The 26,092-nt window shown below is 40.8% G+C and carries 27 protein-coding genes; 14 read left to right on the forward strand and 13 right to left on the reverse strand.

The window, feature by feature from the left end:
• Nucleotides 1-201: 201 nt before the first annotated feature.
• A complete protein-coding gene (locus AQ505_RS21585; protein WP_062550093.1) occupies nucleotides 202-1,071 on the forward strand; it encodes a 1-aminocyclopropane-1-carboxylate deaminase/D-cysteine desulfhydrase in 870 nt (289 codons plus the stop codon).
• Between the two features lie 42 nt (nucleotides 1,072-1,113).
• Here AQ505_RS21585 and AQ505_RS21590 read toward each other — a convergent pair whose 3' ends face one another.
• From AQ505_RS21590 to AQ505_RS21610, 5 genes are all read right to left on the reverse strand, one after another.
• On the reverse strand, nucleotides 1,114-1,779 hold the full coding sequence (locus tag AQ505_RS21590; protein ID WP_062550094.1) for a DUF6266 family protein: 666 nt from the start codon (nucleotides 1,777-1,779) through the stop codon (nucleotides 1,114-1,116).
• Nucleotides 1,780-2,104: 325 nt separating this feature from the next.
• A complete protein-coding gene (gene ku / locus AQ505_RS21595; RefSeq protein ID WP_062550095.1) occupies nucleotides 2,105-2,866 on the reverse strand; it encodes a non-homologous end joining protein Ku in 762 nt (253 codons plus the stop codon).
• Nucleotide 2,867: 1 nt separating this feature from the next.
• Entirely contained in the window at nucleotides 2,868-3,125 is a 258-nt protein-coding gene (locus AQ505_RS21600) for a hypothetical protein (protein ID WP_062550096.1), read from the reverse strand.
• 48 nt (nucleotides 3,126-3,173) lie between these two features.
• Nucleotides 3,174-5,924 carry a DNA ligase D gene (gene ligD, locus AQ505_RS21605; RefSeq protein WP_062550097.1) on the reverse strand — a complete coding sequence of 917 codons (2,751 nt, stop codon included), beginning with the start codon at nucleotides 5,922-5,924 and terminating at the stop codon, nucleotides 3,174-3,176.
• A 9-nt stretch (nucleotides 5,925-5,933) separates the two neighbouring features.
• A complete protein-coding gene (locus AQ505_RS21610) occupies nucleotides 5,934-6,185 on the reverse strand; it encodes a hypothetical protein (protein ID WP_062550098.1) in 252 nt (83 codons plus the stop codon).
• A 203-nt stretch (nucleotides 6,186-6,388) separates the two neighbouring features.
• On the opposite strand from AQ505_RS21610, the gene AQ505_RS21615 reads away from it, so the two are divergent.
• From AQ505_RS21615 to AQ505_RS21640, 6 genes are all read left to right on the forward strand, one after another.
• Nucleotides 6,389-6,709, forward strand: a complete 321-nt coding sequence (locus tag AQ505_RS21615; protein WP_062550099.1) for an ArsR/SmtB family transcription factor — start codon at nucleotides 6,389-6,391, stop codon at nucleotides 6,707-6,709.
• A 1-nt stretch (nucleotide 6,710) separates the two neighbouring features.
• Complete coding sequence (locus tag AQ505_RS21620; protein ID WP_062550100.1) at nucleotides 6,711-7,178, forward strand: SRPBCC domain-containing protein; 468 nt, start codon at nucleotides 6,711-6,713, stop codon at nucleotides 7,176-7,178.
• Between the two features lie 52 nt (nucleotides 7,179-7,230).
• On the forward strand, nucleotides 7,231-7,797 hold the full coding sequence (locus tag AQ505_RS21625) for a DUF4256 domain-containing protein (RefSeq protein ID WP_062550101.1): 567 nt from the start codon (nucleotides 7,231-7,233) through the stop codon (nucleotides 7,795-7,797).
• Between the two features lie 21 nt (nucleotides 7,798-7,818).
• The gene (locus tag AQ505_RS21630) at nucleotides 7,819-8,397 is read left to right on the forward strand and encodes a YdeI/OmpD-associated family protein (RefSeq protein WP_062550102.1); all 579 of its coding nucleotides are present in this window, start codon (nucleotides 7,819-7,821) and stop codon (nucleotides 8,395-8,397) included.
• Nucleotides 8,398-8,550: 153 nt separating this feature from the next.
• Entirely contained in the window at nucleotides 8,551-9,882 is a 1,332-nt protein-coding gene (lat, locus tag AQ505_RS21635; protein ID WP_082461675.1) for an L-lysine 6-transaminase, read from the forward strand.
• Nucleotides 9,882-10,298, forward strand: coding sequence for a hypothetical protein (locus AQ505_RS21640; RefSeq protein ID WP_062550104.1), 417 nt, complete (start codon nucleotides 9,882-9,884; stop codon nucleotides 10,296-10,298). Before lat ends, AQ505_RS21640 begins: the two co-directional genes overlap by 1 nt.
• 33 nt (nucleotides 10,299-10,331) lie before the next feature.
• On the opposite strand, the gene AQ505_RS21645 is transcribed toward AQ505_RS21640, so the two are convergent.
• The 4 genes from AQ505_RS21645 to AQ505_RS21660 form a co-directional block, all read right to left on the reverse strand.
• Nucleotides 10,332-11,693, reverse strand: a complete 1,362-nt coding sequence (locus AQ505_RS21645; RefSeq protein WP_062550105.1) for an acyl-CoA dehydrogenase family protein — start codon at nucleotides 11,691-11,693, stop codon at nucleotides 10,332-10,334.
• Between the two features lie 98 nt (nucleotides 11,694-11,791).
• Entirely contained in the window at nucleotides 11,792-12,508 is a 717-nt protein-coding gene (gene bshB1, locus AQ505_RS21650) for a bacillithiol biosynthesis deacetylase BshB1 (protein WP_062550106.1), read from the reverse strand.
• 26 nt (nucleotides 12,509-12,534) lie between these two features.
• A complete protein-coding gene (locus tag AQ505_RS21655) occupies nucleotides 12,535-13,032 on the reverse strand; it encodes a glutathione peroxidase (protein ID WP_062550107.1) in 498 nt (165 codons plus the stop codon).
• A 3-nt stretch (nucleotides 13,033-13,035) separates the two neighbouring features.
• Nucleotides 13,036-13,653, reverse strand: a complete 618-nt coding sequence (locus AQ505_RS21660; protein ID WP_062550108.1) for a DUF4294 domain-containing protein — start codon at nucleotides 13,651-13,653, stop codon at nucleotides 13,036-13,038.
• Nucleotides 13,654-13,994: 341 nt separating this feature from the next.
• Here AQ505_RS21660 and AQ505_RS21665 point away from each other — a divergent pair, with 341 nt between their 5' ends.
• The 4 genes from AQ505_RS21665 to AQ505_RS21680 all read left to right on the forward strand — a co-directional run bounded on the left by AQ505_RS21665 (nucleotide 13,995) and on the right by AQ505_RS21680 (nucleotide 19,404).
• Nucleotides 13,995-16,205, forward strand: coding sequence for a RelA/SpoT family protein (locus AQ505_RS21665; RefSeq protein ID WP_062550109.1), 2,211 nt, complete (start codon nucleotides 13,995-13,997; stop codon nucleotides 16,203-16,205).
• A gap of 63 nt (nucleotides 16,206-16,268) precedes the next feature.
• Nucleotides 16,269-16,760, forward strand: a complete 492-nt coding sequence (locus tag AQ505_RS21670; RefSeq protein WP_062550110.1) for a Fur family transcriptional regulator — start codon at nucleotides 16,269-16,271, stop codon at nucleotides 16,758-16,760.
• Nucleotides 16,761-16,792: 32 nt separating this feature from the next.
• Complete coding sequence (locus tag AQ505_RS21675) at nucleotides 16,793-18,070, forward strand: adenylosuccinate synthase (RefSeq protein ID WP_062550111.1); 1,278 nt, start codon at nucleotides 16,793-16,795, stop codon at nucleotides 18,068-18,070.
• An 80-nt stretch (nucleotides 18,071-18,150) separates the two neighbouring features.
• Nucleotides 18,151-19,404: an anthranilate synthase component I family protein gene (locus tag AQ505_RS21680; protein ID WP_062550112.1), complete on the forward strand. Its 1,254-nt coding sequence runs from the start codon at nucleotides 18,151-18,153 to the stop codon at nucleotides 19,402-19,404.
• Between the two features lie 66 nt (nucleotides 19,405-19,470).
• On the opposite strand, the gene AQ505_RS21685 is transcribed toward AQ505_RS21680, so the two are convergent.
• Genes AQ505_RS21685 through AQ505_RS21700 form a run of 4 tightly spaced genes read right to left on the reverse strand, consistent with a single transcriptional unit; the run spans nucleotide 19,471 to nucleotide 22,282 of the window.
• Nucleotides 19,471-20,298, reverse strand: a complete 828-nt coding sequence (locus AQ505_RS21685) for a M48 family metallopeptidase (protein ID WP_062550113.1) — start codon at nucleotides 20,296-20,298, stop codon at nucleotides 19,471-19,473.
• 12 nt (nucleotides 20,299-20,310) lie between these two features.
• On the reverse strand, nucleotides 20,311-20,958 hold the full coding sequence (gene plsY / locus AQ505_RS21690) for a glycerol-3-phosphate 1-O-acyltransferase PlsY (protein WP_062550114.1): 648 nt from the start codon (nucleotides 20,956-20,958) through the stop codon (nucleotides 20,311-20,313).
• 52 nt (nucleotides 20,959-21,010) lie between these two features.
• Nucleotides 21,011-21,853, reverse strand: coding sequence for a carboxylating nicotinate-nucleotide diphosphorylase (nadC, locus tag AQ505_RS21695; protein WP_062550115.1), 843 nt, complete (start codon nucleotides 21,851-21,853; stop codon nucleotides 21,011-21,013).
• Between the two features lie 36 nt (nucleotides 21,854-21,889).
• Nucleotides 21,890-22,282 carry a DUF4783 domain-containing protein gene (locus AQ505_RS21700; RefSeq protein WP_062550116.1) on the reverse strand — a complete coding sequence of 131 codons (393 nt, stop codon included), beginning with the start codon at nucleotides 22,280-22,282 and terminating at the stop codon, nucleotides 21,890-21,892.
• A 173-nt stretch (nucleotides 22,283-22,455) separates the two neighbouring features.
• Here AQ505_RS21700 and gpmI point away from each other — a divergent pair, with 173 nt between their 5' ends.
• From gpmI to AQ505_RS21715, 3 genes are all read left to right on the forward strand, one after another.
• Nucleotides 22,456-23,976 carry a 2,3-bisphosphoglycerate-independent phosphoglycerate mutase gene (gpmI, locus tag AQ505_RS21705; RefSeq protein WP_062550117.1) on the forward strand — a complete coding sequence of 507 codons (1,521 nt, stop codon included), beginning with the start codon at nucleotides 22,456-22,458 and terminating at the stop codon, nucleotides 23,974-23,976.
• Nucleotides 23,976-24,506 (forward strand): hypothetical protein, encoded by a 531-nt coding sequence (locus AQ505_RS21710; protein ID WP_062550118.1) that lies wholly within the window; start codon nucleotides 23,976-23,978, stop codon nucleotides 24,504-24,506. Before gpmI ends, AQ505_RS21710 begins: the two co-directional genes overlap by 1 nt.
• A 318-nt stretch (nucleotides 24,507-24,824) precedes the next feature.
• Nucleotides 24,825-26,057, forward strand: coding sequence for a PAS domain S-box protein (locus AQ505_RS21715; protein WP_082461676.1), 1,233 nt, complete (start codon nucleotides 24,825-24,827; stop codon nucleotides 26,055-26,057).
• Nucleotides 26,058-26,092: the final 35 nt, after the last annotated feature.

The following is a 26,092-nucleotide window of genomic DNA, read 5'->3' on the forward strand; positions in this document are numbered from 1 at the left end:
TTTTACTGTTTTAAACGTGTTTACAAACACAAAACAGCTAAGAAACTTGTTATGAACCAGGTTATTAACTTTAACTCCAGTACTATGAAAAACTTTACTCAAAATGTTAAGATCATTCTTAATTTCTTTCCTTACTTGTTAAGAAAGATCTATTTTAAGCCATAACCATTCGCTTAAAAAAAGGCTTATATCTTTGTAAACATGTTTACAGATATCCATAGCCCAGTTCAGCAATTAAAACATCCCATCCTTCAGCAACTCTGGATTAAAAGAGATGATTTGATTGACCCCTATATTTCAGGGAATAAATGGCGTAAACTAAAGTATTTATTATCGAAAGCCAAAAAAGAAAATAAGCACCACCTCGTCACTTTTGGCGGTGCTTATTCCAATCATCTGCTTGCAACAGCCGCTGCTGCATCCAGAGCAGGGCTAAAATCTACAGCCTTTGTCCGCGGAGAAACCGTAAAAAACGAAATGTTAATGTTATGCCAGCTTTTTGGGATGACCCTCCTATTTGTGGACAGAACCAGTTATAAAAACAAAACTTCCTTATTTGAACAACATTTTGGCGATGATCCCAATGCCTTTTTCATTGATGAAGGAGGGGCAGGTATGGAGGCCCTGACTGGCTGTGCGGAGATTATAGCAGAACTTCCTGAAGCTACCGACCATATCTTCTGTGCTGCCGGAACTGGAACTACCGCAGCAGGTTTGCTGAAAGGAATTCATGAGCGAGGTTTAAAAACAATATTGCATGTAGTACCAGCATTGAAAGGAGGAGAATTTATTGCAGATGAGATTTTTAAATACCTCGGACACACCCATCAGTTGATCTTACATACAGACTATCATTTTGGAGGCTATGCCAAAACTAAACCTGAGCTGATCGATTTCATAAAAAGCTTTGTGAGCAGTCAGGGGGTACTCATTGATCCGGTCTACACCGCTAAAATGATGTATGCCATTGATGACCTTTCCAAAAGGAATTACTTTAAAAAAGAAGAGAAAATCATCGCCATTCATACGGGTGGCCTGATGGGCATCCTGGGTATGAAAGACAAATTCTAAAAAATGCAAGGTCTATATTTTTATAGACCTTGCAGGTGAATCTTACTTCAAATAGATTCTACCAAGGTACATGCTGTCTGAAACAGCCATCCGATCATCAGAGATGAATGCAATGTAAGTTTCTACAAAATCATCCTCCGGATTGATTTTTTTCCATTCTGGCATGTTCGATAAAGACATTTCATCTGTCCCGGTAATTCTTCGGTTTCCACTTAACACATGAAAACTTTTTCCCCGTAGTGGATGATAAGCCAGCATCATCACCTGATCCCTGTTGAAGCGATATTCCAGTGCCGGATCTACGCTCCATTCAAAAATCAGATTCGGCTGTACATATTCCACTGTTGGTTGAATGGCCATGGGCAAATTTCCTTTGCTCAGCAGCACTTTGCTGTAATCCAGCTTAAAATCAGGATAGACTCCAGCCATCGCCTCTTGAAGAATACATGAACTCGCTACATTTTGTGCGGTTTTCCCTGTTCCCAGAGCCGCGCTCTTATAGCCCACATCGACAAACTCCCGGGTATGGGAAATCAATTTCCTGGCCATTTTAAATCTGTGACTCACCACCAACTGCTTCGCAGTTCTGGGTTTTTCAGATTTTTTAGGTGCATTACGTACCCAGGGATTCCCCAGCCTAACGTATCCGACAACCCCTCCAACTTTTCCAATAAAAGTACCAAAGGCACCTCCTGTTACACGTCCCATAATTATAATTTAAATGATAAAATAACTACCCAAAAGTAGATAACTTTAACATACAAATTATATGTAATTCAACTATTTAACTGTTTTTTCCTTAGTACTGGCCTGCTGCTGTTTTAATCAGGCAATTGAAGTGCAAAAGAAAAACAACACCATAGCAAAAGAATAGCAAAACAGATAGCGTTCTCTACCACCGCTAAATCCCCGGCATATATGGCCAAAAATCCGATAAAAAACAGCAAAATTTAGTTTAACCCTGAATTAAAGAGTAACCTTCAGCTGAACTCAAGGTAAACACAGCCAGATAAAAATAGAATGCCAAAAAGAACTATGCTCCTTTCAAACTTTCCAGCAATTGCTCATATAAATCGTCGCTACTTGCTTTTTTAGTTTTCATTTTTTTAACAGTCGCGCGCTTGCCCTGGGCTTTCGCTTTTATAATCTTTAATAACTCTTTTGAGTAGTCATTTTTAAAGCTATCTATGTTAAATGGCGCAGCATATTGCTTAATTAAGGCCATTCCTACCGATAACTCTTTTGGATTAATGCTGGGCGCTTCTTTTGGCTTTAAATCCTTTGTATCCCTAATTTCTTCCTGAAAACGGATCTTGGTGATGACAATAATTCCGCCCATAGGATGAATGACACAAAGATGCTCACTGTTGCGCAGCACAAAACGCGCAACGCCTGCCTTCTTTGACTTTATTAGTGCCTGTAAAAGTAAAGCATAGGCCTTTTTCCCTTGACTTTCAGGTTGAGTATAATAGGAAGTTTCATAATAAACAGGATTAATATCCACCAGATCAACGAAATTTTCAATTTCTATGACCTTCGTTTTTTCCGGTTTCACTTCTTCAAAATCATGCTCATTCAAAACAATGTATTGGTCTTTCAGGTAATAACCTTTCACAATATGCTCGAAAGGGACTTCCTTCTGCGTTTTCTCATTTACTCTCTTAAACTTGATATTGGCATGATCCCTTTCGTCCAGCATATCTAAATCCAGGGTACTGCTTTGTACTCCTGAGAATAATTTTACCGGGATATTTACCAGACCAAATCCTATAGCACCTTTCCAGATAGACCTCATGTTATTCGGGTTTATTTAAATAATACTGATCAATTTGTTCTCCGGCCTGATCCACCAGCGCTTTGGCGATCAAGCCCTCGGCACACCATACCTTGCCCTGGGCAGTTTTTTCTGGCCATACCAGGCCTACTGAAGTTTGCTGATCAAACAATTCATATTTTGGTTCTTCCCGATCGGGAATCACTAATAATCGTTCCCACTTCCCTTCGATCAACACCTGAATATCAAAGGGTTCCCATGGTTCTTCTATCTTTCCCATTCTGTTAATTTTCTATTTAAAAAATCAATTAAAAACCGGTTCCTACAATTACTCCAATAACAGGTCTTCGCTTTTATTGTTTTTAATAACCGCCATTAGGTCGATTCCTTTTCCCAGTACCGGCCTAAAAATATCGCCCATTTCATTTGCTCTGGCTACCGCATTGAAAATGGTAAAATCTTTCATCTGCAGGCCTTTTTTTACTTCCTCCCAATGTAAGGGCATGGAAACGGTTGCCCCAGGTTTCGGACGAAGGGAATAAGGTGCTGCAATGGTAGCCTGTGGCCTGTTTTGCAAGAAGTCAAGGTACATTTTACCCCTCCGATTGGCAACTACCCGTTCCAGACTGGTGAATTTTGGCAACTCGCGGTTAACGAGTGTAACGATAACTCTGGCAAATTCTTTACTCTGTTCATAGGTGTACCTATTGGCCATGGGGATGTATATGTGCAGCCCTGTAGATCCACTGGTTTTACAGTATGAGGGCACTCCCATCCCGTCTAAAACAGCTTTAGTAACTTGCGCTGCCTCAATTACCTGCTCAAAAGAATTTTTCCCAGGGTCAAGATCGATGATGCACCAGGTTGGATGGTCAGGCTTTTTTATCGTACTGCTCCAGGGATGCAGCTCAATACAACCTAAACTAGCCATATACAATAATGTCGCCTCATCATTGCCCACTAAAAAATGTTTGTCGGTATCATCCCCTTCCGCATGGTACAAATAGGTTTTTATCCATTCCGGAACTTTTCCTGTCACATCCTTCTGGTAAAAACTTCCTCCTGTAATCCCATTTGGATAACGATTTAAAGATTGCGGCCGATCCAGCAGATAAGGCAATATGAAAGTGGCCATTTCATGGTAATAATTGATCATATCCCGCTTGGTGATCTTTTCCACTGGCCAATATATTTTGCTGAGGTTACTGAACTTTACACTGTGTCCGTTTATTTTTTTTACCTGCGTCTCTTCTTCAGCAGCCAGTAAAATGTTTGCGCCCTCAGCTTTAGGGGTATCCAGAATGGAATTTTTATCTTTTTCTTTACTTTTCTTTTTGCTTATATTTTTCTTAGCTGCTTCCATTATATTTTTATAAATCAGGGTGTCCGGATGTGCTGCCGCTTCCAGTAATACCGCTTTCGGATCTTTGTCGGATCGCATTCCTTCAAAAGAAGGGTGCCTCATCAGTCCATCTGCTGTGAGTTCAGCAAAGCTGACTTCACAAATCAGTTTAGGCTTCAACCAGGTAGCTGTTGCATTCAATGGATCGTATCGGAAAGGACTGGTTTTATTGACATCTGGTTTGGTCGCAAAGGGGCTCTTATCTATTACCAGGGGCTCGAACTGCGCCAGCATCTCCTGCTGTGTTTTTACACTGAAACCAGTTCCAATCTTCCCGATATAGTTCAATTTTCCCTTTTCAAATACCCCAACAAGTAAAGAACTGAAGGGTTTCGGACTGTCTTCATTTCTAGTGTAACCGCCAATTACGACTTCCTGTCGATGATTGGCTTTAATCTTTAGCCAATCCTGCGTACGATTTCCAGTATGGTACTTGCTGTCCATGCGTTTCGCCATAATGCCCTCCAGACCGGCGCGTTTCGCAGCCTCCAGGAAATCGATGCCCGAAGTTTCAAAATCTTTACTCAATAAAATTAGCGATGAAGCGGGAATAATTTCTGCAAGAATTGCTTTTCGATCCACCAGCGGAAGCCCTCTTAAATCATAACCATCATACCATAAGATATCGAAAACGTAATACCTCAGAGCTCCATCTGTTTCATTGTGCCAATTTTGCAAGGCCCCAAAATTAGCCGTACCTTTTTCATTCAGCACCAGGACCTCGCCATCCAGCACTGCATTTACTCCCCATTCTTTCAAGGCCTCATATATGGGGTAAAACCGCTCGTTATAAGGTTTATCATTGCGGGATTTAAGCTCAATTTTGGAATCCTGCATGAAAGCGAGGGCACGATAACCATCCCATTTGATCTCATAAAGCCAGCCTGGCTCGTCAAATGCTTCATCCACCAGGGTAGCCAGCATGGGCTGCACATGATCAAAGAAAGGGGCTTTGGTTCCCTTTTTTACTAAGCTTAGCAGTTTTTTTCCAGCAGACAGGATGGTTTTGGCTTCCTTATTTAAGGCTTTACTTATTTTTTCAGGTTTAGGATCCGAGGGCTTAGCTTTCGGAGGTTTCGCTTTTCCGTATACCCGATCCGGCTGCTTTTCCATTTGTGCAATGCTTTTCCTGGAAATCACCGATTTATCTTTTAACAGTATATCTTCCGTCTGCGCATATTTATCCTCCAACTTCATCAGCAGCCAGGTATTTTCACCCTTACCATAAGCTTTTATCAATGCAAAAGCCCCTTTCAGCTTTTCCCCGCTGAGAATAAATTTGAGTTTACCGCTATGCAATTGATGGAGCAGCTGCTTTTCCTGTTTTTTTAGATCATCGGTTTCCGGCTCAAAAGGCACATATGTTCCCTCATCCCATACGATCACCGTTCCGCCGCCATACTGTCCTTTAGGAATAATGCCTTCGAAATTCCGGTAATCATAAGGATGATCTTCCACCATCATCGCCAAACGCTTGATTTCCGGATCCATAGCCGGGCCTTTTGGAACGGCCCAGCTTTTCAGCACACCATCCATTTCTAAGCGAAAATCATAATGAAGGTGGGAAGCATCATGCTTCTGGATCACAAAACGCAGACTTTTCCCAGTTCCTTTCCCTCCCTGAGGTTCAGGAGTATCTGCAAATGAACGTTTCTTTTCGTATTCAGTAAGACTCATCTTCAGCAGTTATATATTTGATTGATCTACCAATTGCTCAGTTAATTTTCTTCCTTCAATGGCCATTCCTATATTGATGAGGAACCTGGGAGCCACATGGTGATGATCGGCAGACCGCCAGGCCCCTGATTGGGCAACAATAAAAAAACTAGCACCGTTCGGGTATCTAATTCTCATTCCATGCTTTCCCTGATAGTTTTCAGATTTAGCATCCAGGAGCAATAAAACCCCTGTTCCAGGTTCTTTTACTTCAATTTGCATAATTATAGAGTTGAGTTAAAGTATGCTATGTCACCTTAGAGATAAAAACAAGCACCGGAAGGAATAGTTTCCAGAGCCCACAACTAAAACAACCACTATCACACTGTATCACAAACACATAATTAAAAAATTTCAAAATAAAATCAGCAAACACTTGTGTAGTTAAATAACTACACTTAAATTAGTAGTCAAATGACTACACAATGAATTTAAGACGAGATGTATTTCAGGCCATAGCAGACCCCACAAGAAGAGCTATACTGGTCTTGCTTGCCACACAATCCATGAGTGCCGGAGCGATAGCTGCTAATTTTGATACCGCCAGACCAACGGTTTCAAAGCATTTACAAATACTCACGGCCTGTGAACTCCTCAAACAAGAACAGACCGGCAGAGAAATTCACTATCACATTAATCCAGAAAAAATGAAAGAAGTGGCCGACTATATCGAGCCATTCCGCAAAATGTGGGAAGAACGTTTCAACAAATTGGAAAACATCATGAAAAACTATAAAAACGAATAACATGGAACAAAAAACGAAAGTTCATGCCGAAGATGGCCAGCAGGAATTAGTAATTACCAGGGAGTTTGAATTACCAGTGGCATTACTTTTCAAAGCTTACGATGTACCCGAAATTGTAGCGCAATGGATGGGAACGAAAGTAGTTAAGCTCGACAATAAAAAACATGGCAGCTATCGGTTTGAAACCAGCGATGCCTCAGGAAATGTAGTATTTCAAGCCAATGGAACAATTCATGAGGTGATTCCAAACGAAAAAATCACCCGGACATTTGAAATGGAAAACAGCCCATTTGAGGTTCAGCTAGAATTCTTATCATTTGAAAAACTTGGAGAGGACAGCAGTAAACTGACGATGCACATCGTCTATAAATCGGTCGAATTAAGGGACAAAATGCTAAAAATCGGTTTTGCACCAGGACTGAACTTTGCACATAACCGACTTCAGGAAATCCTGGCCAAACTCAAATAAATGATAGAAAAGTTAATTCAGTATATTTATAAAGGTATAAGCAACTATAGATATGAGCAAGCCTAAAAAGGAATTATCGATCACTCAGCGTGAAGCACTATTGAACTTATTGAGTGTTCGCTTTGAGAAAAACAAAAACCGTCATCAAGGTATAGACTGGGCAAAAGTACAGGCAAAACTGGAAAGCCGCCCGGAAAAACTGTGGTCGCTGGATGAAATGGAAAGCACAGGTGGTGAACCGGATGTAGTCGCTTATGACCCGCAGACAGATGAGTACATCTTTTATGATTGTGCTGCTGAAACCCCAAAAGGCCGTAGAAGTCTTTGCTACGATTATGAAGCACTGGAGTCCAGGAAAGAACATAAACCGGAAAACAATGTGGTAGATATGGCAGCAGCAATGGGCATTGAACTGTTAACGGAAGCACAATACCGGGAACTGCAGCAACTCGGGAATTTCGATCTGAAAACTTCGAGCTGGCTGCAAACACCAGCCAGCATCAGAACACTTGGTGGTGCCATTTTTGGCGATCGCCGCTACGACACCGTTTTTATATACCATAATGGTGCGCAATCTTATTATGCTGCAAGAGCATTCCGTGGTTCGTTAAGGGTCTAAATCTACAAAAGAAAATGCATTATGAATCCTCAGGCAGACTTCTATTTTAATCAGGCCAATAAATGGTCCGAAGCACTGCTGCAATTGAGAAAGATTGTTCTCGATTGCGGTCTCCAGGAAGAATTGAAGTGGGGCAGTCCCTGCTATAGCTTCCAGGAAAAAAACATCGTGCTGATTCATACATTTAAAGCCTATTGTGCGCTTTTATTTTTCAAAGGAGCCCTTTTAAACAATGACCATGGCCTGCTCATCCAGCAAACTAAAAATGTACAGGCCGCACGCCAGATCCGTTTCACAAACGCTCTTGAAATCATTGCGCAGCAAGCCCTCATAAAATCTTATATCCATGAGGCGATTGCAGTAGAAAAGGCCGGACTGAAAGTAGATTTAAAAGAAACTGCCGAATTTCCGATTGCGCAGGAATTTCAGCATAAATTAAAAGAAATCCCTGCCTTGAATACGGCGTTCAACAACCTGACTCCTGGAAGGCAGCGGGCCTACCTGCTTTATTTTGCTGCTCCAAAACAATCTAAAACCCGGGAAGCAAGAATAGAAAAGTGTATGCCGAGCATTATAAATGGAAAAGGATTGAAGGATTAAAACAACAATATTTACTAGACCAAAAGTCGATCTATACCAAAATCATACTTTAAACTGTTTAAAGTATGATTTTTCATTTTTGCAGTAAAAACCGCCTGCACTTGTTTCTTTGGCACATTTTGTTAAATTTGATTACACCAAAATATAGAATTTATGTATGAACTAACGGTAAGCCCAGGTCAGGTAAAAGAGACTTTAAGCAAACATATTTTAGCAGATGGTTTAGACCTCACCTATGATATGGAAAAAAGCCATGGATCTTATATCTACGATTCAAAATACAATCGGAAATTATTAGATTTCTTTACTTGTTTTGCATCAGTTCCCTTGGGATATAACCATCCTAAAATGGTCAATGATGAAGTGTTTCTGGAGAACCTGTTGCTGGCTGCTTTAGCCAATCCTTCCAACTCTGATGTTTACACACAGCACTATGCGCAATTTGTAGCTACATTCTCAAAAATTGGTATTCCTTCCTATCTTCCTCATGCTTTTTTTATTGCCGGTGGTGGCTTAGCGGTAGAAAATGCGATAAAAGTAGCGATGGACTGGAAAGTTCAAAAGAACTTTGCCAAGGGTTATAAAGAAGAGAAAGGGTTTAAAGTGCTTCATTTTGAGAAAGCATTTCATGGCCGGACGGGTTATACGCTGAGTTTAACCAATACCCTGCCCGACAAGACCAAATGGTTTGCGAAGTTCGACTGGCCAAGAGTTGCTGTGCCTACCGTTAAATTCCCTCTGCAGGATGAAAATCTGGAGAAAGCAATTTCGACAGAAGAAGCTTCCATTGCCCAGATTAAGCAAGCTTTTGCAGAAAATAAAGATGAGATCTGTGCCATCATCGTGGAACCGATTCAATCTGAGGGTGGCGATAATCATTTGCGGGAAGAGTTTTTGATTCAATTGAAAACCCTTGCCGATGAAAATGATGCCTTTTTGATTTATGATGAAGTACAAACAGGTGTAGGCCTAACGGGTAAATTCTGGTGTCACCAGCATTTTACTGAAAAGGCACGTCCGGATATCCTTGTCTTCGGTAAAAAAATGCAGATCTGTGGGATTTTGGTAGGCCATAAAGTAGATCAGATAGAGAACAATGTGTTCCATGTACCCTCAAGGATCAACTCCACCTGGGGTGGTAATCTGGTAGACATGGTGCGTTCTACTCAGATCCTGCAAATCGTTGAAGAAGATCAGCTTTGTAATAATGCCACCGTTGTTGGTCAGTATTTACAAGAAAACCTGGCTCAATTTGCTCAAAAATATGATAAGGTGACCAATGTAAGAGGAAAAGGCTTACTTTGTGCTTTTGATTTCCCAAGCAAAGAAATGCGCAATGCTTTTGTCCAAAAAGGAATGGAAAACAATGTGATGTTTTTAGGTTGTGGAAACCAGACCATCCGTTTCAGACCTGCGCTTTGTATAGAGAAAAAGCACATCGATGAAGGAATGGAGGTTATGAATAAAATTTTACCAACTTTATAATGCGTCATAAAAAGTTTAATATTTTTCTGAGTGTACTGATTTTAGTGTTAGTGGGATGGATGATGAAAGGCACTTTTACCCAGCCGGGGATTGACGATCTGAAAGGAGCGTTTACCGAGGTCGCACATTACCGGAATGAAAATAATACCGGCCCCATACAATACGTATTTACGGTAACCGTAAAAGACACGGTCTGGTCTGAAATGGAGACTTATGGTAATTTTAAACCCCATCATAAAGGCGGAAATACCAAGGTTTACTTCTTTCTAAAAGGAACAGCCGTACCCAATCAATTAAGCCCGGGAAAAATAAACTTTGATCCTTCTTATAATGGTGCTTGTATTGCCCTTTATGAAAAAAGTGCAATGGGCAATACAAGCTTAACCAAATACCCCTTCAAATCACCCTCCTTTTAGGTCATTCTTTAAGCCGCCCTGATTTAAGGAGATTTACACAAAGGCAGAAAAGCCAGTGATGGCCCTGCCTACGATTAAAGTATTGATTTCTTTAGTTCCTTCGTAAGAATAAATCGCTTCGGCATCTGCAACGAAACGCGCTACATCATACTCCAGTAAAATCCCATTTCCGCCCATCACTTCCCTAGCCCGGCTCACCACATCTCTGGTTCGCATAGAACAAAACACCTTCGCTAAAGAAGCGTGTTCGTCGGTTAATAGGTTTTGATCCTGCAGCTGCGACAGCCGGAAACAAAGGGTTTGCATAGCGGTTAAATTCGACAGCATTTCTACCAGGTGGTTTTGAATCAATTGAAAAGAAGCAATAGGTTTACCAAACTGCTTCCTGGTTCTGGTATAGTGTAAGGCACTTTCATAGGCTCCCCGGGCGCAGCCTACTGCCTGCCATGCCACTCCTGCCCTGGTCATTTTTAATACCTTAGCCGTATCTTTAAAAGAATTGGCATTTTGAAGGCGATCTACCTCATCTACTTCACAGTTGCTTAGCGTGATCAAACCATTTTGTACGATCCTGAGGGCCATTTTATCCATCATTTTCTCTACTGCAAAGCCTTTGGTCCCTTTTCTAACGAGAAAGCCTTTTACCTGCTGATCGTCCAGGTCTCTGGCCCAGATGATCGTAACATCAGAAAAAGGCGCATTGCCAATCCATTTCTTCTGTCCGTTTAAGATCCATTTACTCCCCTGACGCTTTGCTGTAGTGGTTAAGCCCCCTGCTGCTCCGGATCCTACTTCTGGTTCTGTTAATCCGAAAGCACCGATAGTTTTCATTTGCTGCATTCCGGGCAGCCATTCTTCTCGCTGGGCTTCTGACCCCAGCAAATAGATCGAGCCCATCGCAAGTCCGCTTTGTACGCCAAAAAAAGTGGACATAGAGGTATCTACTCTAGCCAATTCCATCGCCAGAATACCCTCCATTAAATTTGATTTATTCGGACAGCCGTATCCTTTATAGGTCAGGCCGCAGATGTTGAGTTCTGCAATTCCAGGAATCAGTTCAAAAGGAAATTCTGCCTTCAGCCAGTATTTATTGACAACAGGTTTTACTTCCCGCTCCAGAAAATCTCTTACTTTAAGCTGTAAGGCGCGGTCTTCCGCTTTTAAAGCTTCATCGCCCAAGTGGTAAAAATCTCCTTCAATCGGCGGTAGTTCCCGATGTTTATGCGGTGTCCCGATCATTTTCATCAGGCCCTGCAATTGTGTTTCATCAAGATTGGCTACGGAATCTACAATTTTAGTCAGGTCGACCTTTTTAGAGAGTGCCTCCAGTTTCTGGAAATCTACACTTTTGAAAAGCGTGTAGGCATTTTTAAGGGAAGAGAAGATATTCGCCATATTTTGCTGTTTCTATTAAAAACAGCAAAAAGGCGATTTTGTTAGTTTTGATCAGAATGCTGCAGCAGGACAAAGCAGCAGCAGACGTTTTTTAAGCATTACCTTAAATCAAATAGGTTATTTACACCCAACAATTTACGGGAAGTAAAGCCTTCGCCATAAGTCGCACCGATAGATTTACCAAACTCACGGGCACGTCCAATCACGCTGTCGAAAAATTCCGGTGAGGAAATATAAGTCTCCTGCTCTTCATGATCCGGATTAAAAAACTGTGTTTTGAATGCCTTGATGGAATCTATTTTGGTTTGAATAAAAGGGGTAATGTCTATAATAATGTCAGGTTCAATATACCGGTCCTGAATGTATTGCAGCACCAACCTCGGTCTCCAGGCCTCCTGAGCTATCCCATCCAGCTCTGTATGGATCTTTGGCAAACCCGATAGAAAGCAGGCGTCATTGCTCAAATCACCCGCACGGCCATGATCTGGGTGTCTATCGTGGAGGGCATTGGTTAGAATGAGCTCTGGTTGATATTTACGGATCATTCTGATGATAGCCAATTGATGTGCTTCGTCATTGGTAAAGAAACCATCTCGGAAACGCAGGTTTTCACGGGCATGGAGGCCTAAAATTTTAGCTGAATCTGCGGCTTCCTCATCTCTGATTTCTGCGGAACCTCTGGTGCCGAGTTCACCTCTGGTAAAATCAACAATCCCTACTTTTTTTCCAAGGGCAATGTGTTTTGCTATTGTTCCTGAACAACCTAATTCTGCGTCGTCCGGGTGAACGGCAAGTACTAATATATCTAACTTCATACGTTTAATAATTCTTTGGGAGATGATTATCCCAGTCGCTGGATTTTCTTTTTTACTTTGTTGGACAATGGTTTGGTGAAAGGAAAGAAATAATCCACCACTTCTCCTTTTTTATTGATCAGGTATTTGTGGAAGTTCCATCTAGGTGTAGACGTCAAATTTCCATTGAGTTTTTTATCTCCCAGGAATTTGTACAAAGGATGCGCATGTGCCCCTCTAACCATCGTTTTTTCAAACACAGGAAATTCCACCCCATAATTTACTTCGCAGAATTCCTGAATTCCAGCCCCCTCTAAAGGTTCCTGTCTGCCGAAATCATTAGAAGGAAAAGCTAATACTTCAAAATCCTGAGATTTCAGCTCTTCCCTTAATTCCTGTAACTCCTTCAGCTGAGGTGCAAAACCACAGCCCGAAGCAATATTGACAATCAATAAGTTTTTATTTTTATAATCTGAAAGGTTCTTCTCTTTTCCATTGATCAATTTCACCTTAAACTGGTGTATACTTTTTGGCTGATCCGACATATTTTATTGATAAAATCCGGAAGAAAGAATGATCGCTTCAATGTCCCGCTCTTCCGTTGGATTGTATTTACTTTTTAGGTTATGGCCAACTACTCTGGCTACTGACTGATATAAAAAGGCGGTAACGCCCCCTTTCGTTTCTTTTACAATTTCATAAGTGGTACGTCCTACTTCCCGGTCGATCAGCTTCGTTAAAATCTGTCCCTGAGAAATGGTCAGTTCCTTAATTTCCCTGTTAAACATGTCTTTAATCTCTTTGTCACACTGTTTAACCAGGCCCTTTTGCGTCTTTTTATCTGTTGCCAATGCAAGATCTTTCTCCAGCTGCTCATACCTGCGCTTTGCATACAAAGCATAAGGCATCACCTTCATCACATTGTAACGCAGTCGGTTGTAAGCCGCTCGATCTTCAGGAGTTTTAAAAATCCGATAACCATAGATCGTCACTTCTGAAAGCGGAATCCATGGAATCATCTCGCCATTTTCATTTGTGGAGGCCACACGAATGGTGTCGTTTTTCCCCAATACAGGGTATTTCACGGCCACAGCACCGGTCTGCCCTTTAGCAGAAGCCGCTGTAATCATGACAATTGACAGAAAAAACAACCTATAAAATTTCATAAATTTATACCTCTTCAATAAAGGCCAATTTAATATATTAATTGATTACTATTCTAAGATAAAATTTTCATAGGGAAAGCTTATCATCCTGGCGTAAATAATACAAATGAAATGCCAATGATCATTTCTCAAAATCATCGATTAAGAACGCAGGAGGAATAACTTAGAGAAACTTAAAATTGGAGGAATTATTGTGTATCACTATAGGATCTTTACAAAAAGCTTATATTAACAAAAGTATAGGGGCAATAAACTAGTATTTAAGTAAAATTTTAGGTTCATTTGCCATTTGAACAGCGATCCATAACCAATAACATTACCGAAAAACAATTTATAGATTGATGAAGAACACACTAGTGATTGATTTAGAAGCAGAGAAGCAAGAGATATTGAAGCGATACCGAGCGCTTTTGCGTGCCTGTAAGCCAACACTTCAAAGGGGGGATAAAAAGGAAATCAGAAAAGCATTTGATATGGCATTAGAAAGCCATAAAAACATGCGCAGAAAATCAGGTGAGCCTTATATTTATCACCCTATTGCTGTTGCGCAGATTGCTGCAGAAGAGATCGGACTAGGAACCACTTCGATTGTATGCGCTTTATTACATGATGTTGTAGAAGATACGGACATCACATTGGAAGATATTGAGCGTGAATTTGGCAAGAAAACAGCCAAAATCATTGATGGTCTAACCAAAATATCAGGAGTTTTTGATTACAACAGCTCTTTACAGGCGGAGAATTTCCGTAAGATGCTGCTGACACTGGCGGATGATGTGCGGGTAATTCTGATCAAACTGGCGGATCGTTTACACAACATGCGGACGATGGACTTTATGCCCAGACATAAGCAGTTGAAAATCGCTTCAGAAACCATTTACCTTTATGCTCCCCTGGCCCACCGCCTGGGATTATATGCAATTAAATCTGAGCTGGAAGATCTTTCCATGAAATATCTGGAGCCAGACACATATAAATATATTGCCACACAACTGAATGAGAAAAAGGCCGAGAGGACTTTATTTATCAAAAGGTTTGTGGAGCCGATCAATGAGATCCTGGCAGAACAAGGACTGACGGCCGATATCTACGGTCGCCCGAAATCCATCCATTCCATTTGGAATAAGATGAAAAGTAAAAATATTCCTTTTGAGGAAGTATATGACCTTTTCGCCATCAGGATCATTCTGGACAGTGCACCGGAAAATGAAAAAGCAGATTGCTGGAAAGCTTATTCCATTGTAACCGACTTATACCGTCCAAATCCTGATCGTCTGCGCGACTGGGTTTCGTCTCCAAAAGGAAACGGTTATGAATCTCTGCATACTACCGTAATGGGTCCTAAAGGCCAATGGGTAGAAGTTCAGATCCGTACACAGCGGATGAATGAGATTGCAGAAAAAGGTTTTGCAGCACACTGGAAATATAAAGAATCCAGCAATGATAATGGCCTGGATCAATGGATCATGAAGGTAAGAGAAATGCTGAACAATCCGGAAGCCAATGCTTTGGACTTCCTGGACGACTTCAAAATGAACCTTTTCTCGGATGAGATTTTCATCTTTACCCCTAAAGGAGCTTTACTTCAACTGCCACTGGGTGCTACTGCCTTAGACTTTGCCTTTGAAATCCATACCGATGTAGGTGCCAAATGTATTGGGGCAAAAGTGAACCATAAACTGGTGCCTTTATCTTACAAATTACAGAATGGCGATCAGGTAGAAATTATCACTTCCAGCAAACAGACGCCAAAAGAAGATTGGCTGAATATTGTGGTAACAGCGAAGGCCAAATCGAAGATCAAGTCGTCCTTAAAAGAAGAGAAAAGAAAAATTGCGGATCAGGGTAAAGAAACGTTGGAGCGTAAGTTGAAATCCTTAAAGATTACTTACAATACAGACAACCTGAACAAGCTAACTTACTTCTTCAAACTACCTTCAACACAGGAGCTTTTCATCGCCGTTGCGAAAGGAAAGATTGAGTTGAAAGACTTGAAAGATTACCTGGCTAGTGAAAAAGAGATTGAAAACAGAGGTTCTTCTGAGAAGAGCGACAATCAAAAGATCGAAGCTTTACTGAATAAAGTAAAAGGGCCGGAATCAGATATTCTTTTGATTGGCGAAGACCTGCAGAAGATTGATTATACGCTTGCCGCCTGCTGTAATCCCATTCCTGGGGATGACGTTTTTGGTTTTGTAACCGTAAATGAAGGGATCAAAATCCACCGTACCAATTGTCCGAATGCGGCACAGCTGATGGCCAATTATGGATACCGTGTGATCAAAGCCAAATGGAACCGTCAGCAGGAACTCACGTTCTTAACCGGATTGCATATTATTGGAATAGATGACGTAGGTTTGATCAATAATATCACGAAGGTGATTTCCGGAGATTTCAAGGTAAATATGCGTTCTATTACTGTCGACACAGATAATGGCATCTTTGATGGTTCCATTATGGTTTATGTAAATGATAAAGAACACTTAGACAACCTGATTAAAAATCTATTGGAAGTAAAAGGCGTGACGGCAGTTACCCGTTTTGATGCCTAAAAAAACGAATAAAACATACAGGTTTATATAAAAATTGGTACCTTTGAAAGGAGTTTAAAAACTATGTCTACAAACCACAACAGCGAGTTAGTAAGAAAAATATTCGAAGCTTACCTCGAAAATAAGAGTCTGAGAAAAACACCGGAACGTTTTGCCATCTTAGAAGAAATATATTCCAGAGATGACCATTTCGATGTAGAGACGCTCTATATCCACATGAAAAACCAAAAATATCGTGTCAGTAGAGCTACTGTATACAACACTTTAGAGCTATTGGTTTCCTGTGATCTGGTTACTAAACATCAGTTTGGTAAAAACATGGCGCAGTTTGAGAAATCTTATGGCTACCATCAGCACGACCATATCATTTGTATTGACTGCGGGAAAGTAGTAGAGTTCTGCGATCCGCGTATTCATCAGATACAAAGCATGGTCGGAGATTTGCTAAAGTTTGAAATTAAACACCACTCACTGAACCTTTATGGCGTTTGTTTCGATTGCACTGCAAAAAATGCAATGAACAATCAGAATAGCGAAGTAAAACATGCAAGTTAACATATCCAATTTATAATATTCAAATTTAAATAATGACGCAAGTAGACGTGCTTCTGGGCCTGCAATGGGGCGATGAAGGCAAGGGAAAAATTGTTGATGTATTAAGTCCTCAATATGATTTGATAGCTCGTTTTCAAGGCGGTCCGAATGCCGGACATACTTTAGAGTTTGATGGCAAAAAGTTCGTTTTAAATACTATTCCATCAGGTATTTTCAATGAAAAAACAATGAATCTTATTGGTAATGGTGTGGTTATTGACCCGATCATTCTAAAAAGAGAGTTAGACAACCTAAAAGCTGCAGGACATGATCCAGTAGCCAAAGGGAAATTGGTAATTGCCCGTAAAGCACATTTGATTTTACCAACGCACCAGTTATTGGATGCTGCAAATGAGCAAAAAATGGGTAAGGACAAAATCGGTTCTACACTTAAAGGTATTGGCCCAACTTATATGGACAAAACCGGTCGTAATGGATTAAGAGTAGGTGATACTACCCTTCCTGATTTCAAGGAACGTTACAACAAATTGGTAGAGAAACATAAAGAGATTCTTTCTCATTATGAATTCGAATACGATTTAACGGAAAAAGAAGCTGCATTCTTTGAAGCGATTGAGTTTATCAAAACCATTCCTCATGTAGACAGTGAGCATTATGTAAATGGTTTCCTTAAAGAAGGAAAGAAAGTATTGGCAGAAGGTGCACAAGGAACATTATTGGACATCGACTTCGGTTCTTATCCATTTGTAACTTCTTCTAACACCACTACTGCTGGTGCTTGTACTGGTTTAGGTATTGCGCCAAACAGAATTGGTAATGTATACGGTATCTTCAAAGCTTACTGTACACGTGTTGGTGGTGGTCCATTCCCTACGGAACTGGATGACGAAGTTGGTGAAAACCTACGTCAGGTGGGTCATGAATTCGGTGCAACAACTGGTCGTGCCCGTCGCTGCGGATGGATTGATATCCCTGCATTAAAATATGCGATCATGTTAAATGGTGTAACTGAGCTGATCATGATGAAAGCAGATGTATTGGATGGTTTTGATACTATTTATGCCTGTACACATTATGAGCACAATGGTGAGACTATTGATTATATGCCATACGACATCATTTCTGTAAAACCTACGCCTGTTTTAAAAGCAATCGAAGGTTGGAAAACTGATGTAACTAAAGTAAATCAGGTAGCAGATATCCCTGCAAAACTTTCCGCTTATATTGCTTTCTTAGAGAAAGAATTGGAAGTACCAGTAAAATATCTGTCTGTCGGACCAGATAGAGTTCAAACTTTAGAATTGATCTAGAAATTATCTTCAGATATATCAGGAAGGCGGCCAATGGCCGCCTTTTTTTATAGGCTGTTTTCCCTTACCTTTGTAGCGAAATGAGCCATCTGGAATTATCGTTACTTAAGAGTAAAGCACTGCATTGGGCCAATACTTTTGAAATCTGCTGCTGTTTAGATTCTAATAATTATGCTGACCCCTACGGGAAATTCGATTTCATCATTGCTGCTGGAGCTACAGAAGTGCTTTCTAAAGAAACCGGCGGCGCATTTGAAGCCTTACAAGCTTTTTATGAACAGCACAAAACCTGGATGTTCGGTTTATTCAGCTATGACCTGAAAAACGAAGATGAGCAGCTGCAATCCAATCATCCAGACTTCCACCAATTCCCTGATTTATTTTTCTTTGTTCCTCAATATCTGATTGCCTGGAAAGATGGTCAGGCACAAGTGATTTTTGGTGATGACCAGCTGTTAGAAACCATTTCCAGTTTTGAAATTCCAGAGGTAAAAACTTATCCGGCTTTAGCTATCCAGGCTTCGATGAATAAAGATAGTTATCTGGAGAAAATCAAACAGCTGCACCAGCACATCAGCAGGGGTGATATTTACGAGGTTACTTATTGTCAGGAGTTCTTTGCCGAAAACGCTGAGATTGATCCTTTATATGTATTCGAACAGCTCAACGCCCTTTCCCCTACCCCATTTGCAGGCTATTTTAAGATCTACGATCAATATATCCTTTCCGCCAGTCCGGAAAGATTTCTTTGCAAACGAGCGAGCAAACTGATCTCTCAGCCCATTAAAGGGACAGCGAAACGGAGTCAGGAAGCCAATACCGATGAGCAGATCAAACAGGCTTTAAGTGAAAATATAAAAGAACAGGCAGAAAACGTGATGATTGTAGACCTGGTGCGCAACGACCTCACTAAAAGCGCCTTAAAAGGAAGCGTTAAGGTGGAAGAACTTTTTGGAATTTATACTTTCCCACAAGTGCATCAAATGATCTCTACGATCAGCTGTGAGCTGGCACCAGACTTACATTTTGTAGAAGCGATCAGGAATACTTTTCCAATGGGCTCAATGACAGGTGCGCCCAAAATCCGGGCAATGCAATTGATAGAAAAATATGAATTGAGTAAAAGAGGCTCATATTCCGGTTCTTTCGGCTATATAAGCCCTAATGCTGAGTTCGATTTTAATGTCATCATCCGCAGTATCTTCTACCAGGAAAGCAGCAAACACTTGTCTTTTCAGGTCGGCGGCGCTATTACTTATGCCGCTGATGCCCATGACGAATACGAAGAATGTTTGTTAAAAGCATCAGCCATTATTCAAACCTTAACTCCCTAAATCTCATTCCATTAAAAAGGCCGTTACCTATGGGTAACAGCCTGTCTATTAAATTTTCTTATTCACTTAACCAGTTGGCTTGCCAGTAGTCGAGTTGAAATATTTTTTAGCTTCTGGCAAAAGTCTTTGAATTTGCGCAATACGTGTAGCATCAGAGGGGTGGGTACTTAAAAACTCAGATGGTTTTTGAGCACCTCCACTTGCTGCAGCCATTCGCTGCCAGAAGGAAATCGCATTTGTAGGGTCATACCCTGCCATCGACATAAAAATTAATCCCAACTGATCTGCTTCCAACTCCTGCTTTCTGGAATTAGGCAGCAATACAAAACCTTGCGCTCCCAATCCATAAGCCTGGTTGATCATCGCTTGTGCAGTCTGCGATTTCCCTGCAGTTGCCGCACCCAATAAACTACCCCCAGCTTGCGCTAAAGTAGCTTGAGATGCTCTTTCTGAAGAGTGCTGTGCAATGGCATGTGCAATCTCATGACCCATTACTGTGGCTAATCCTGCATCATCCTTTGCAATAGGCAAAATACCGCTGTAAACGGCTACTTTCCCACCAGGCATACACCAGGCATTCACTTCTTTGCTGTCAATCAGGTTAAATTCCCAGTTGAAGCCTTGGATCTGGCTCGCATAACCATTGGCATTCATATACTTTGTCACCGCAGCCTGAATCTTCTGCCCTACTCTTTTTACTCTTGCAGCATCCGCATTGTTGAGCACCTTAGTTTTAGGGTCTCTTAACAAAGAGGTGTAACTTTGAGCGGCCACATTCTGCATCTCACTTTCACTCACAATACTCAGTCTGCTACGCCCCGTTAATGGCACTGTAGAACAGGAGGAAATGGAAAGCATCGCCGCAGCAATGACCATTAAATTTAAAGCTTTCATGAATTCGTTGTTTTAGGTTGTTTTCTTTTTAAACAGGTAAACTTTGGATTCTTTGCCCATGAGGAGTCGCTCTAAATTCTTCTGATGTGTCACCAAAATGAGGATACACACACACATTCCATATAATACTTCTGATTTAACAGAAGAATGCAGGATGAATATAATGCTCAATGGAAAGGTAAAACCTGCACATATAGAGCTTAGGGAAACATATTTAGTGGTTAAGAGCACAACTACAAAGACCAGAACACAAAGCATTGCTGCCGGGAAGTTAACTGCCAAAATCATTCCAAAAAGTGTGGCCACTCCCTTACCTCCTCTAAAACCTGCAAATATTGGGAACAAATGTCCCATCACAGCAGTTACTCCGAGTGCAAGTTCGTAATTGATAAATTGGGAAGAGTTCTGCGGACCGGTAACGGACAGCCCTATAAAGTAGGCAAGTTTAGTTGCAGTATAGCCTTTGGCGATATCTATCGTCATCACGGCAAGTCCTGCACGTTTCCCCAACACCCTAAAAGTATTGGTTGCACCGGCATTTCCACTACCATACTCCCTCACGTCGACACCGTAAAATGCTTGTCCGAGCCATACCGCTGTTGGTATAGACCCAAATAAATAGGCTAAAATTACTGCTGATATAGAATAGACCGAAATCATTAACTACAATTATAGTAAAAAAACAGAATCAAATTCTGATGAATTAAGTTGTTTAGCATGCTTTTAAGCTCATGTCTAAACTTTTAACAGAGTGGGTTAAAGCACCCATAGATATAAAATCTACCCCACACGCCGCGTATTCTGCTACATTTTCTTCAGTGATTCCACCAGAAGCCTCTGTTACAAATCTGCCATCGATTACTTTCACCGCTGCTCTTAAATCGGCAAAGCTGAAATTATCCAGCATAATCCGGTCTACCCCTCTATTCGTTAAAACATCATTTAACTCCGAAAGGTTTCTCACTTCTATCTCTATCTGTAAATCTTTATTTTGATCTGCTAAATATTGATTGGCTGCTTTGATCGCATTGGCGATTCCACCAGCATAATCTACGTGATTATCCTTGATCAGAATCATGTCGTATAAGCCGATGCGGTGATTTACTCCCCCACCGATCACAACTGCCCATTTCTCCAGATACCTTAATCCAGGTGTGGTTTTACGCGTATCTAACAATTTAGTAGGATATGCAGCCAGCAAGCCAACAATATAATTGGTTTTCGTGGCAATACCACTCATCCTTTGCATACAATTTAAAACCAGTCGCTCAGCCAGCAAAATAGCGTGTGTACTGCCGGAAACCGTCAGTGCAATGTCTCCATATTTGACTTTTTCTCCATCCTGAATATTTACCGATACGACCAATTGATCATCAATATAGTTGAAAATTGCTACCGCAAGCTCCACGCCTGCAATCACCCCATCTTCTTTAATGAGCAATTTTGCTTTGCCTTGTGCATTGGCTGGAATGGTAGAAAGTGAAGTATGATCCCCATCGCCTAAATCTTCGGCAACAGCGTTTTTTATGAATTGATCTATGATTTGCTTATCCAAAACTTAAAATTAAACCCAAAAATAGCATTTTTACTATTATTTATCCGGCTCTATTCTCAATTCCGTAATAAAAAAAGCATTATTAGACTTTTTCATCGTGATTGAAACGCGGAATTTTCCATTCTTGGTCTGTAGAGAAAGGATGCCAAATCTAAAGTTTGGATTGGCATTAATGGTATGTGTAACCGATGATTTTATAGGTGGGTACTTGGTAAAGAAGTTCCTTAATATCTGTTCTGCCTGTGCTTTAGAGTAGACATCTTCTTCATCAATGACGATAAGCTCCAGGGAAGAAGAAAAATTTACCGCTACTTCTTTCGCATTGCCCGCTTTAAAATAACCGGAAAGATTGTCGATAATATCGCTTTGAATAGCAACAGCAGAAGAAAAAGAGGTAAACAGAATCGTAAAAAAAAGTAAGGGCTTCATATTCTCTATATAGCTAACAGACCAATCTTACATAAATTATGCCATGATTGGCTGCAGCCAGGAAAACAAAGATACTACAGTTGAATTACAATTAGGCTCAAAAAAAACACACAATACGCTTATATTTGTTAGATTGACAGACAATCGTACGACAATTACTAAATTAATTCAAGATGAATAATAAAAAATTAGTTCTACTTATTCTTGACGGCTGGGGCTACGGGAAGCAAGACGAATCCGATGCCGCTTATGCAGCTAACACTCCTTTCTTTGACTCTTTATTGAAAAATTATCCTAACTCCAAACTGGAAGCTTCGGGTGTAGCGGTAGGATTACCGGCCGGACAAATGGGGAATTCGGAAGTTGGACACATGAATTTAGGTGCAGGCAGAGTAGTTTATCAGGAATTAGGCAGGATTAATAAAGCAATAGAAGACAAAACACTGCACCAGAACCCGGTGCTGCTAGATGCTTTTCATTATGCTAAAGAAAATAACAAGGCTGTTCATTTCATCGGATTGGTATCTGATGGAGGTGTACATGCCCATATCAATCATCTGAAAGCGTTATGCGATGCTGCTGGCGAACAAGGATTGAGTGACGTATTTATCCATGCTTTCTTAGATGGCAGGGATACCGATCCAAATTCTGGATTGACTTTCATCAAAGACCTGGAACATCACCTGGAAAGTTCTACGGGTAAAATTGCCAGTTTAGTTGGCCGCTATTATGCGATGGACAGGGATTCGCGCTGGGAAAGGGTAAAACTTGCTTATGACGTGATGACTAAAGGTATTGGGAAACCAACTACCGATGCGGTAGCTGCTATTGAGCAATCTTATCACGAAGGCATTACGGATGAGTTTACCGCTCCGATTGTAGTGACTCAGCCAAATGGCAGCCCGGTAGCTACTATTCAGCCTGGTGATGTAGTGATCTGTTTCAATTACAGAACAGACAGAGGCAGAGAAATTACTGCAGCACTGACGCAAAATGACTATCCTGATTTTGACATGCATAAATTGCCATTATATTATGTAACGATGACTACTTATGATGAAAACTTCGAGCATGTAAAGGTAGTTTTCACTAAAGATGATCTTTCGGAAACTTTAGGTGAAGTATTAGAGAAAAACCATAAAAACCAGATCCGTATTGCGGAGACTGAAAAATACCCACACGTTACTTTCTTTTTCTCTGGTGGCAGAGAGCTGGCATTTGAAAATGAGAAGAGAATACTTATTCCATCTCCAAAGGTAGCTACTTACGACTTGCAGCCAGAGATGAGTGCCGCAGGAATTACAGCAGCGATCAACAAGGAGCTGGCTTCAGGATGGCCTGATTTTGTATGTCTGAATTTTGCCAATCCAGACATGGTAGGTCATACCGGTGTGTTTGAAGCAGTAATTAAAGCTGTAGAAACTGCCGACCATTGTGCAGAACAAGTGGTAAAAACAGGAATCGAAAACGGTTACTCTTTCATCATCCTTGCAGATCACGGAAATTCGGAATACATGCGCAATGCGGATGGATCTGTGAATACTGCACATACCACGAACCTTGTTCCCTGCATTTTAATTGACAATGATTATAAAACCATCGCTGATGGAAAACTTGGCGACATCGCCCCTACCATCTTGAAGATTATGGGTATTGAGAAACCAGCGATCATGACCGGTAACTGCCTGGTATAATGAGAAACCATTTATTATTATGTGCTTTTCTTTTGTTGTGTTTTGGCTGTGGAGACAGGGCCGTAACCCAGCAAAAGGAAACACATCCTTACTTCGATCTTAAAGGATACTTTGCGGGAGAAGCGGCAAGATTAAGTCGCCAGAAACCAAAGATTCATAAAACAGTGCTGGTCAATGACTCTATAGAAAGCAAAGAGCTGGTGATTCAGGACTGGCCCAAAGAACTGAGCATCTTTTCTGATGCCGACCTCAATAAATCGGCCTGGAAAGGTTTGTTTCGGGTAAAAAAAACAGATACGATGGAGCTTTATACCTCCGATAATAAGAAAGTTCCGGTGAAGGAATTGAAAGTCACCAAGAGAAATGGCCAGATTTACGGCCTTCAAATTTTGATCTGCAACGCCAATACACTCTATACTTCCTCAGATACGCTCAGCTATTTTCCAGATAGCCTATATGACGTAAAAAAGAACCAGCACATCAGGTTACTTGCGGAAAAGAATTACCGGATCACCGGAAAATTCAAATAGAGATCCCCTATTTTATATCCATCACAAAATCTTTATCACATAAAATCCTGCGTACGGAAAACAATCCTTACGCAGGATTTTCTATACCTGATATCTGGCAATACTGTGGCATGATAATAGGCCTATTTCTGTGGCAAATATGGGGAGTTTAACGAGCAAAACGCCTGATAGGAGCAAGAAAGTCTCTTTTATGAACTGCGATTAAATGGTTTAAATACAACCTGATGCGTATGCAGTCAGATTTCGGGAAATAAATTCCTCATTTAATGTATTCATATCAGCGATATAAATTCAGTTAACACTTTGATCCCTTGGAAAATGGCAACAATAGCGTCATACTTGAAGAAATACAGGAGAACATTTCTTTATGTTATTCCCGCTGATCATCAGTTTACGCTTTTCAGGATCAGTTCATGGAAACTGAATTTATTTAGAGACACCATCATGTATTGCCTTCCATTAGGCATGATTGGGATTCTTTTGTTCCTGGTTAATGAGCTCGTTAAAGGAAAAGTGTTTTTCCCTGTATTTATGGTGCTGGTTATCATTTCTCTTATGGGTTTTGTAGTAAATAGAAAAATAAAGCTGGATTACAGGATGGTCATGGTGGTGGCCCTTCTCTATCTGATTGCCATATTGTACCTGCTTTTTGTTGGCTCTGATGGCCCTGGAGCATTGTACCTATTGATCATTACGTTTTTCACGGCAATGATCTTTCCCACAAAAGCCACTTTCATTCCATTGATGGTCAATATTGTGATTTGTATACTGATTGGCTTAATTATACAGTTTAAGCTTTTCCCTAATGCATTGTCTGAAACCTATGACCTCACTTTATGGATTGCCTATTCCTGGAATTTCATTTTTGTCAGCTTTATCAGTGTCTTTATGATCAGTACCATTCTGAATGGTTTTGAAAAAACCCGGTTTAAAGAAGCCATATTGGTCAAGAAACTGGATGCTTCGGAACGTTACTACCGGAATATCTTTGAAGCGAATCCGGTACCTATGTACATTTTTGAACTGAATACCGGTAATTTCCTGAAAGTGAACGAAGCGGCTATAAAGAAATATGGTTATACCCAGGAGGAGTTTTTATCGATGAACATCACGAAAATCAGACCGGCCTCAGAGATCAGTAAGCTGATGGACATTTTTAGCACTATAAAAACCAGGGAATATTCGGGAATTCTGACACACATGAATAAAAGTGGACAATTGTTTCCAGTTGAAATTGACACTACCATCGTAAATATCGATGGGATCGACGCCAGGCTGGTTTTGGCGACAGACGTCTCTAAGCGAATGAATTATGTGAGAATGATTGAAAAACAAAACCAGGACCTGAAGGAAATTGCCTGGATTCAAAGCCATAAAGTGAGGGCACCATTAACGAATATCATGAGCTTAACGGAGATGATGCTTCAAAATCCCCATGGCGACCATATTGATTTACTGTATATGCTAAAAGAATCTACCCAGCAACTGAATGAATCTATTGCTTCGATAGTATACCAGGCAGATAATAACCAGATGCTTCCACCAGAATGAACGGAATTAACCTCCGAAACACCTAAATAAACAAA

Source organism: Pedobacter sp. PACM 27299 (genome assembly GCF_001412655.1).
Classification (GTDB): domain Bacteria; phylum Bacteroidota; class Bacteroidia; order Sphingobacteriales; family Sphingobacteriaceae; genus Pedobacter.

Excerpts from the sequence above, each read along its gene's own strand:
- AQ505_RS21615 (WP_062550099.1), top strand. The coding sequence starts at position 6,389 with ATGAATTTAAGACGAGATGTATTTCAGGCCATAGCAGACCCCACAAGA.
- AQ505_RS21670 (WP_062550110.1), top strand. The coding sequence starts at position 16,269 with ATGTCTACAAACCACAACAGCGAGTTAGTAAGAAAAATATTCGAAGCT.
- AQ505_RS21665 (WP_062550109.1), top strand. The coding sequence starts at position 13,995 with ATGAAGAACACACTAGTGATTGATTTAGAAGCAGAGAAGCAAGAGATA.
- AQ505_RS21590 (WP_062550094.1), bottom strand. The coding sequence starts at position 1,779 with ATGGGACGTGTAACAGGAGGTGCCTTTGGTACTTTTATTGGAAAAGTT.
- AQ505_RS21660 (WP_062550108.1), bottom strand. The coding sequence starts at position 13,653 with ATGAAATTTTATAGGTTGTTTTTTCTGTCAATTGTCATGATTACAGCG.
- AQ505_RS21620 (WP_062550100.1), top strand. The coding sequence starts at position 6,711 with ATGGAACAAAAAACGAAAGTTCATGCCGAAGATGGCCAGCAGGAATTA.
- AQ505_RS21610 (WP_062550098.1), bottom strand. The coding sequence starts at position 6,185 with ATGCAAATTGAAGTAAAAGAACCTGGAACAGGGGTTTTATTGCTCCTG.
- AQ505_RS21655 (WP_062550107.1), bottom strand. The coding sequence starts at position 13,032 with ATGTCGGATCAGCCAAAAAGTATACACCAGTTTAAGGTGAAATTGATC.
- AQ505_RS21710 (WP_062550118.1), top strand. The coding sequence starts at position 23,976 with ATGAGAAACCATTTATTATTATGTGCTTTTCTTTTGTTGTGTTTTGGC.
- AQ505_RS21600 (WP_062550096.1), bottom strand. The coding sequence starts at position 3,125 with ATGGGAAAGATAGAAGAACCATGGGAACCCTTTGATATTCAGGTGTTG.
- bshB1 (WP_062550106.1), bottom strand. The coding sequence starts at position 12,508 with ATGAAGTTAGATATATTAGTACTTGCCGTTCACCCGGACGACGCAGAA.
- AQ505_RS21680 (WP_062550112.1), top strand. The coding sequence starts at position 18,151 with ATGAGCCATCTGGAATTATCGTTACTTAAGAGTAAAGCACTGCATTGG.
- AQ505_RS21715 (WP_082461676.1), top strand. The coding sequence starts at position 24,825 with ATGGCAACAATAGCGTCATACTTGAAGAAATACAGGAGAACATTTCTT.
- plsY (WP_062550114.1), bottom strand. The coding sequence starts at position 20,958 with ATGATTTCGGTCTATTCTATATCAGCAGTAATTTTAGCCTATTTATTT.
- gpmI (WP_062550117.1), top strand. The coding sequence starts at position 22,456 with ATGAATAATAAAAAATTAGTTCTACTTATTCTTGACGGCTGGGGCTAC.
- ligD (WP_062550097.1), bottom strand. The coding sequence starts at position 5,924 with ATGAGTCTTACTGAATACGAAAAGAAACGTTCATTTGCAGATACTCCT.
- AQ505_RS21675 (WP_062550111.1), top strand. The coding sequence starts at position 16,793 with ATGACGCAAGTAGACGTGCTTCTGGGCCTGCAATGGGGCGATGAAGGC.
- AQ505_RS21685 (WP_062550113.1), bottom strand. The coding sequence starts at position 20,298 with ATGAAAGCTTTAAATTTAATGGTCATTGCTGCGGCGATGCTTTCCATT.
- AQ505_RS21585 (WP_062550093.1), top strand. The coding sequence starts at position 202 with ATGTTTACAGATATCCATAGCCCAGTTCAGCAATTAAAACATCCCATC.
- AQ505_RS21645 (WP_062550105.1), bottom strand. The coding sequence starts at position 11,693 with ATGGCGAATATCTTCTCTTCCCTTAAAAATGCCTACACGCTTTTCAAA.
- lat (WP_082461675.1), top strand. The coding sequence starts at position 8,551 with ATGTATGAACTAACGGTAAGCCCAGGTCAGGTAAAAGAGACTTTAAGC.
- ku (WP_062550095.1), bottom strand. The coding sequence starts at position 2,866 with ATGAGGTCTATCTGGAAAGGTGCTATAGGATTTGGTCTGGTAAATATC.
- AQ505_RS21640 (WP_062550104.1), top strand. The coding sequence starts at position 9,882 with ATGCGTCATAAAAAGTTTAATATTTTTCTGAGTGTACTGATTTTAGTG.
- AQ505_RS21625 (WP_062550101.1), top strand. The coding sequence starts at position 7,231 with ATGAGCAAGCCTAAAAAGGAATTATCGATCACTCAGCGTGAAGCACTA.
- AQ505_RS21700 (WP_062550116.1), bottom strand. The coding sequence starts at position 22,282 with ATGAAGCCCTTACTTTTTTTTACGATTCTGTTTACCTCTTTTTCTTCT.
- AQ505_RS21630 (WP_062550102.1), top strand. The coding sequence starts at position 7,819 with ATGAATCCTCAGGCAGACTTCTATTTTAATCAGGCCAATAAATGGTCC.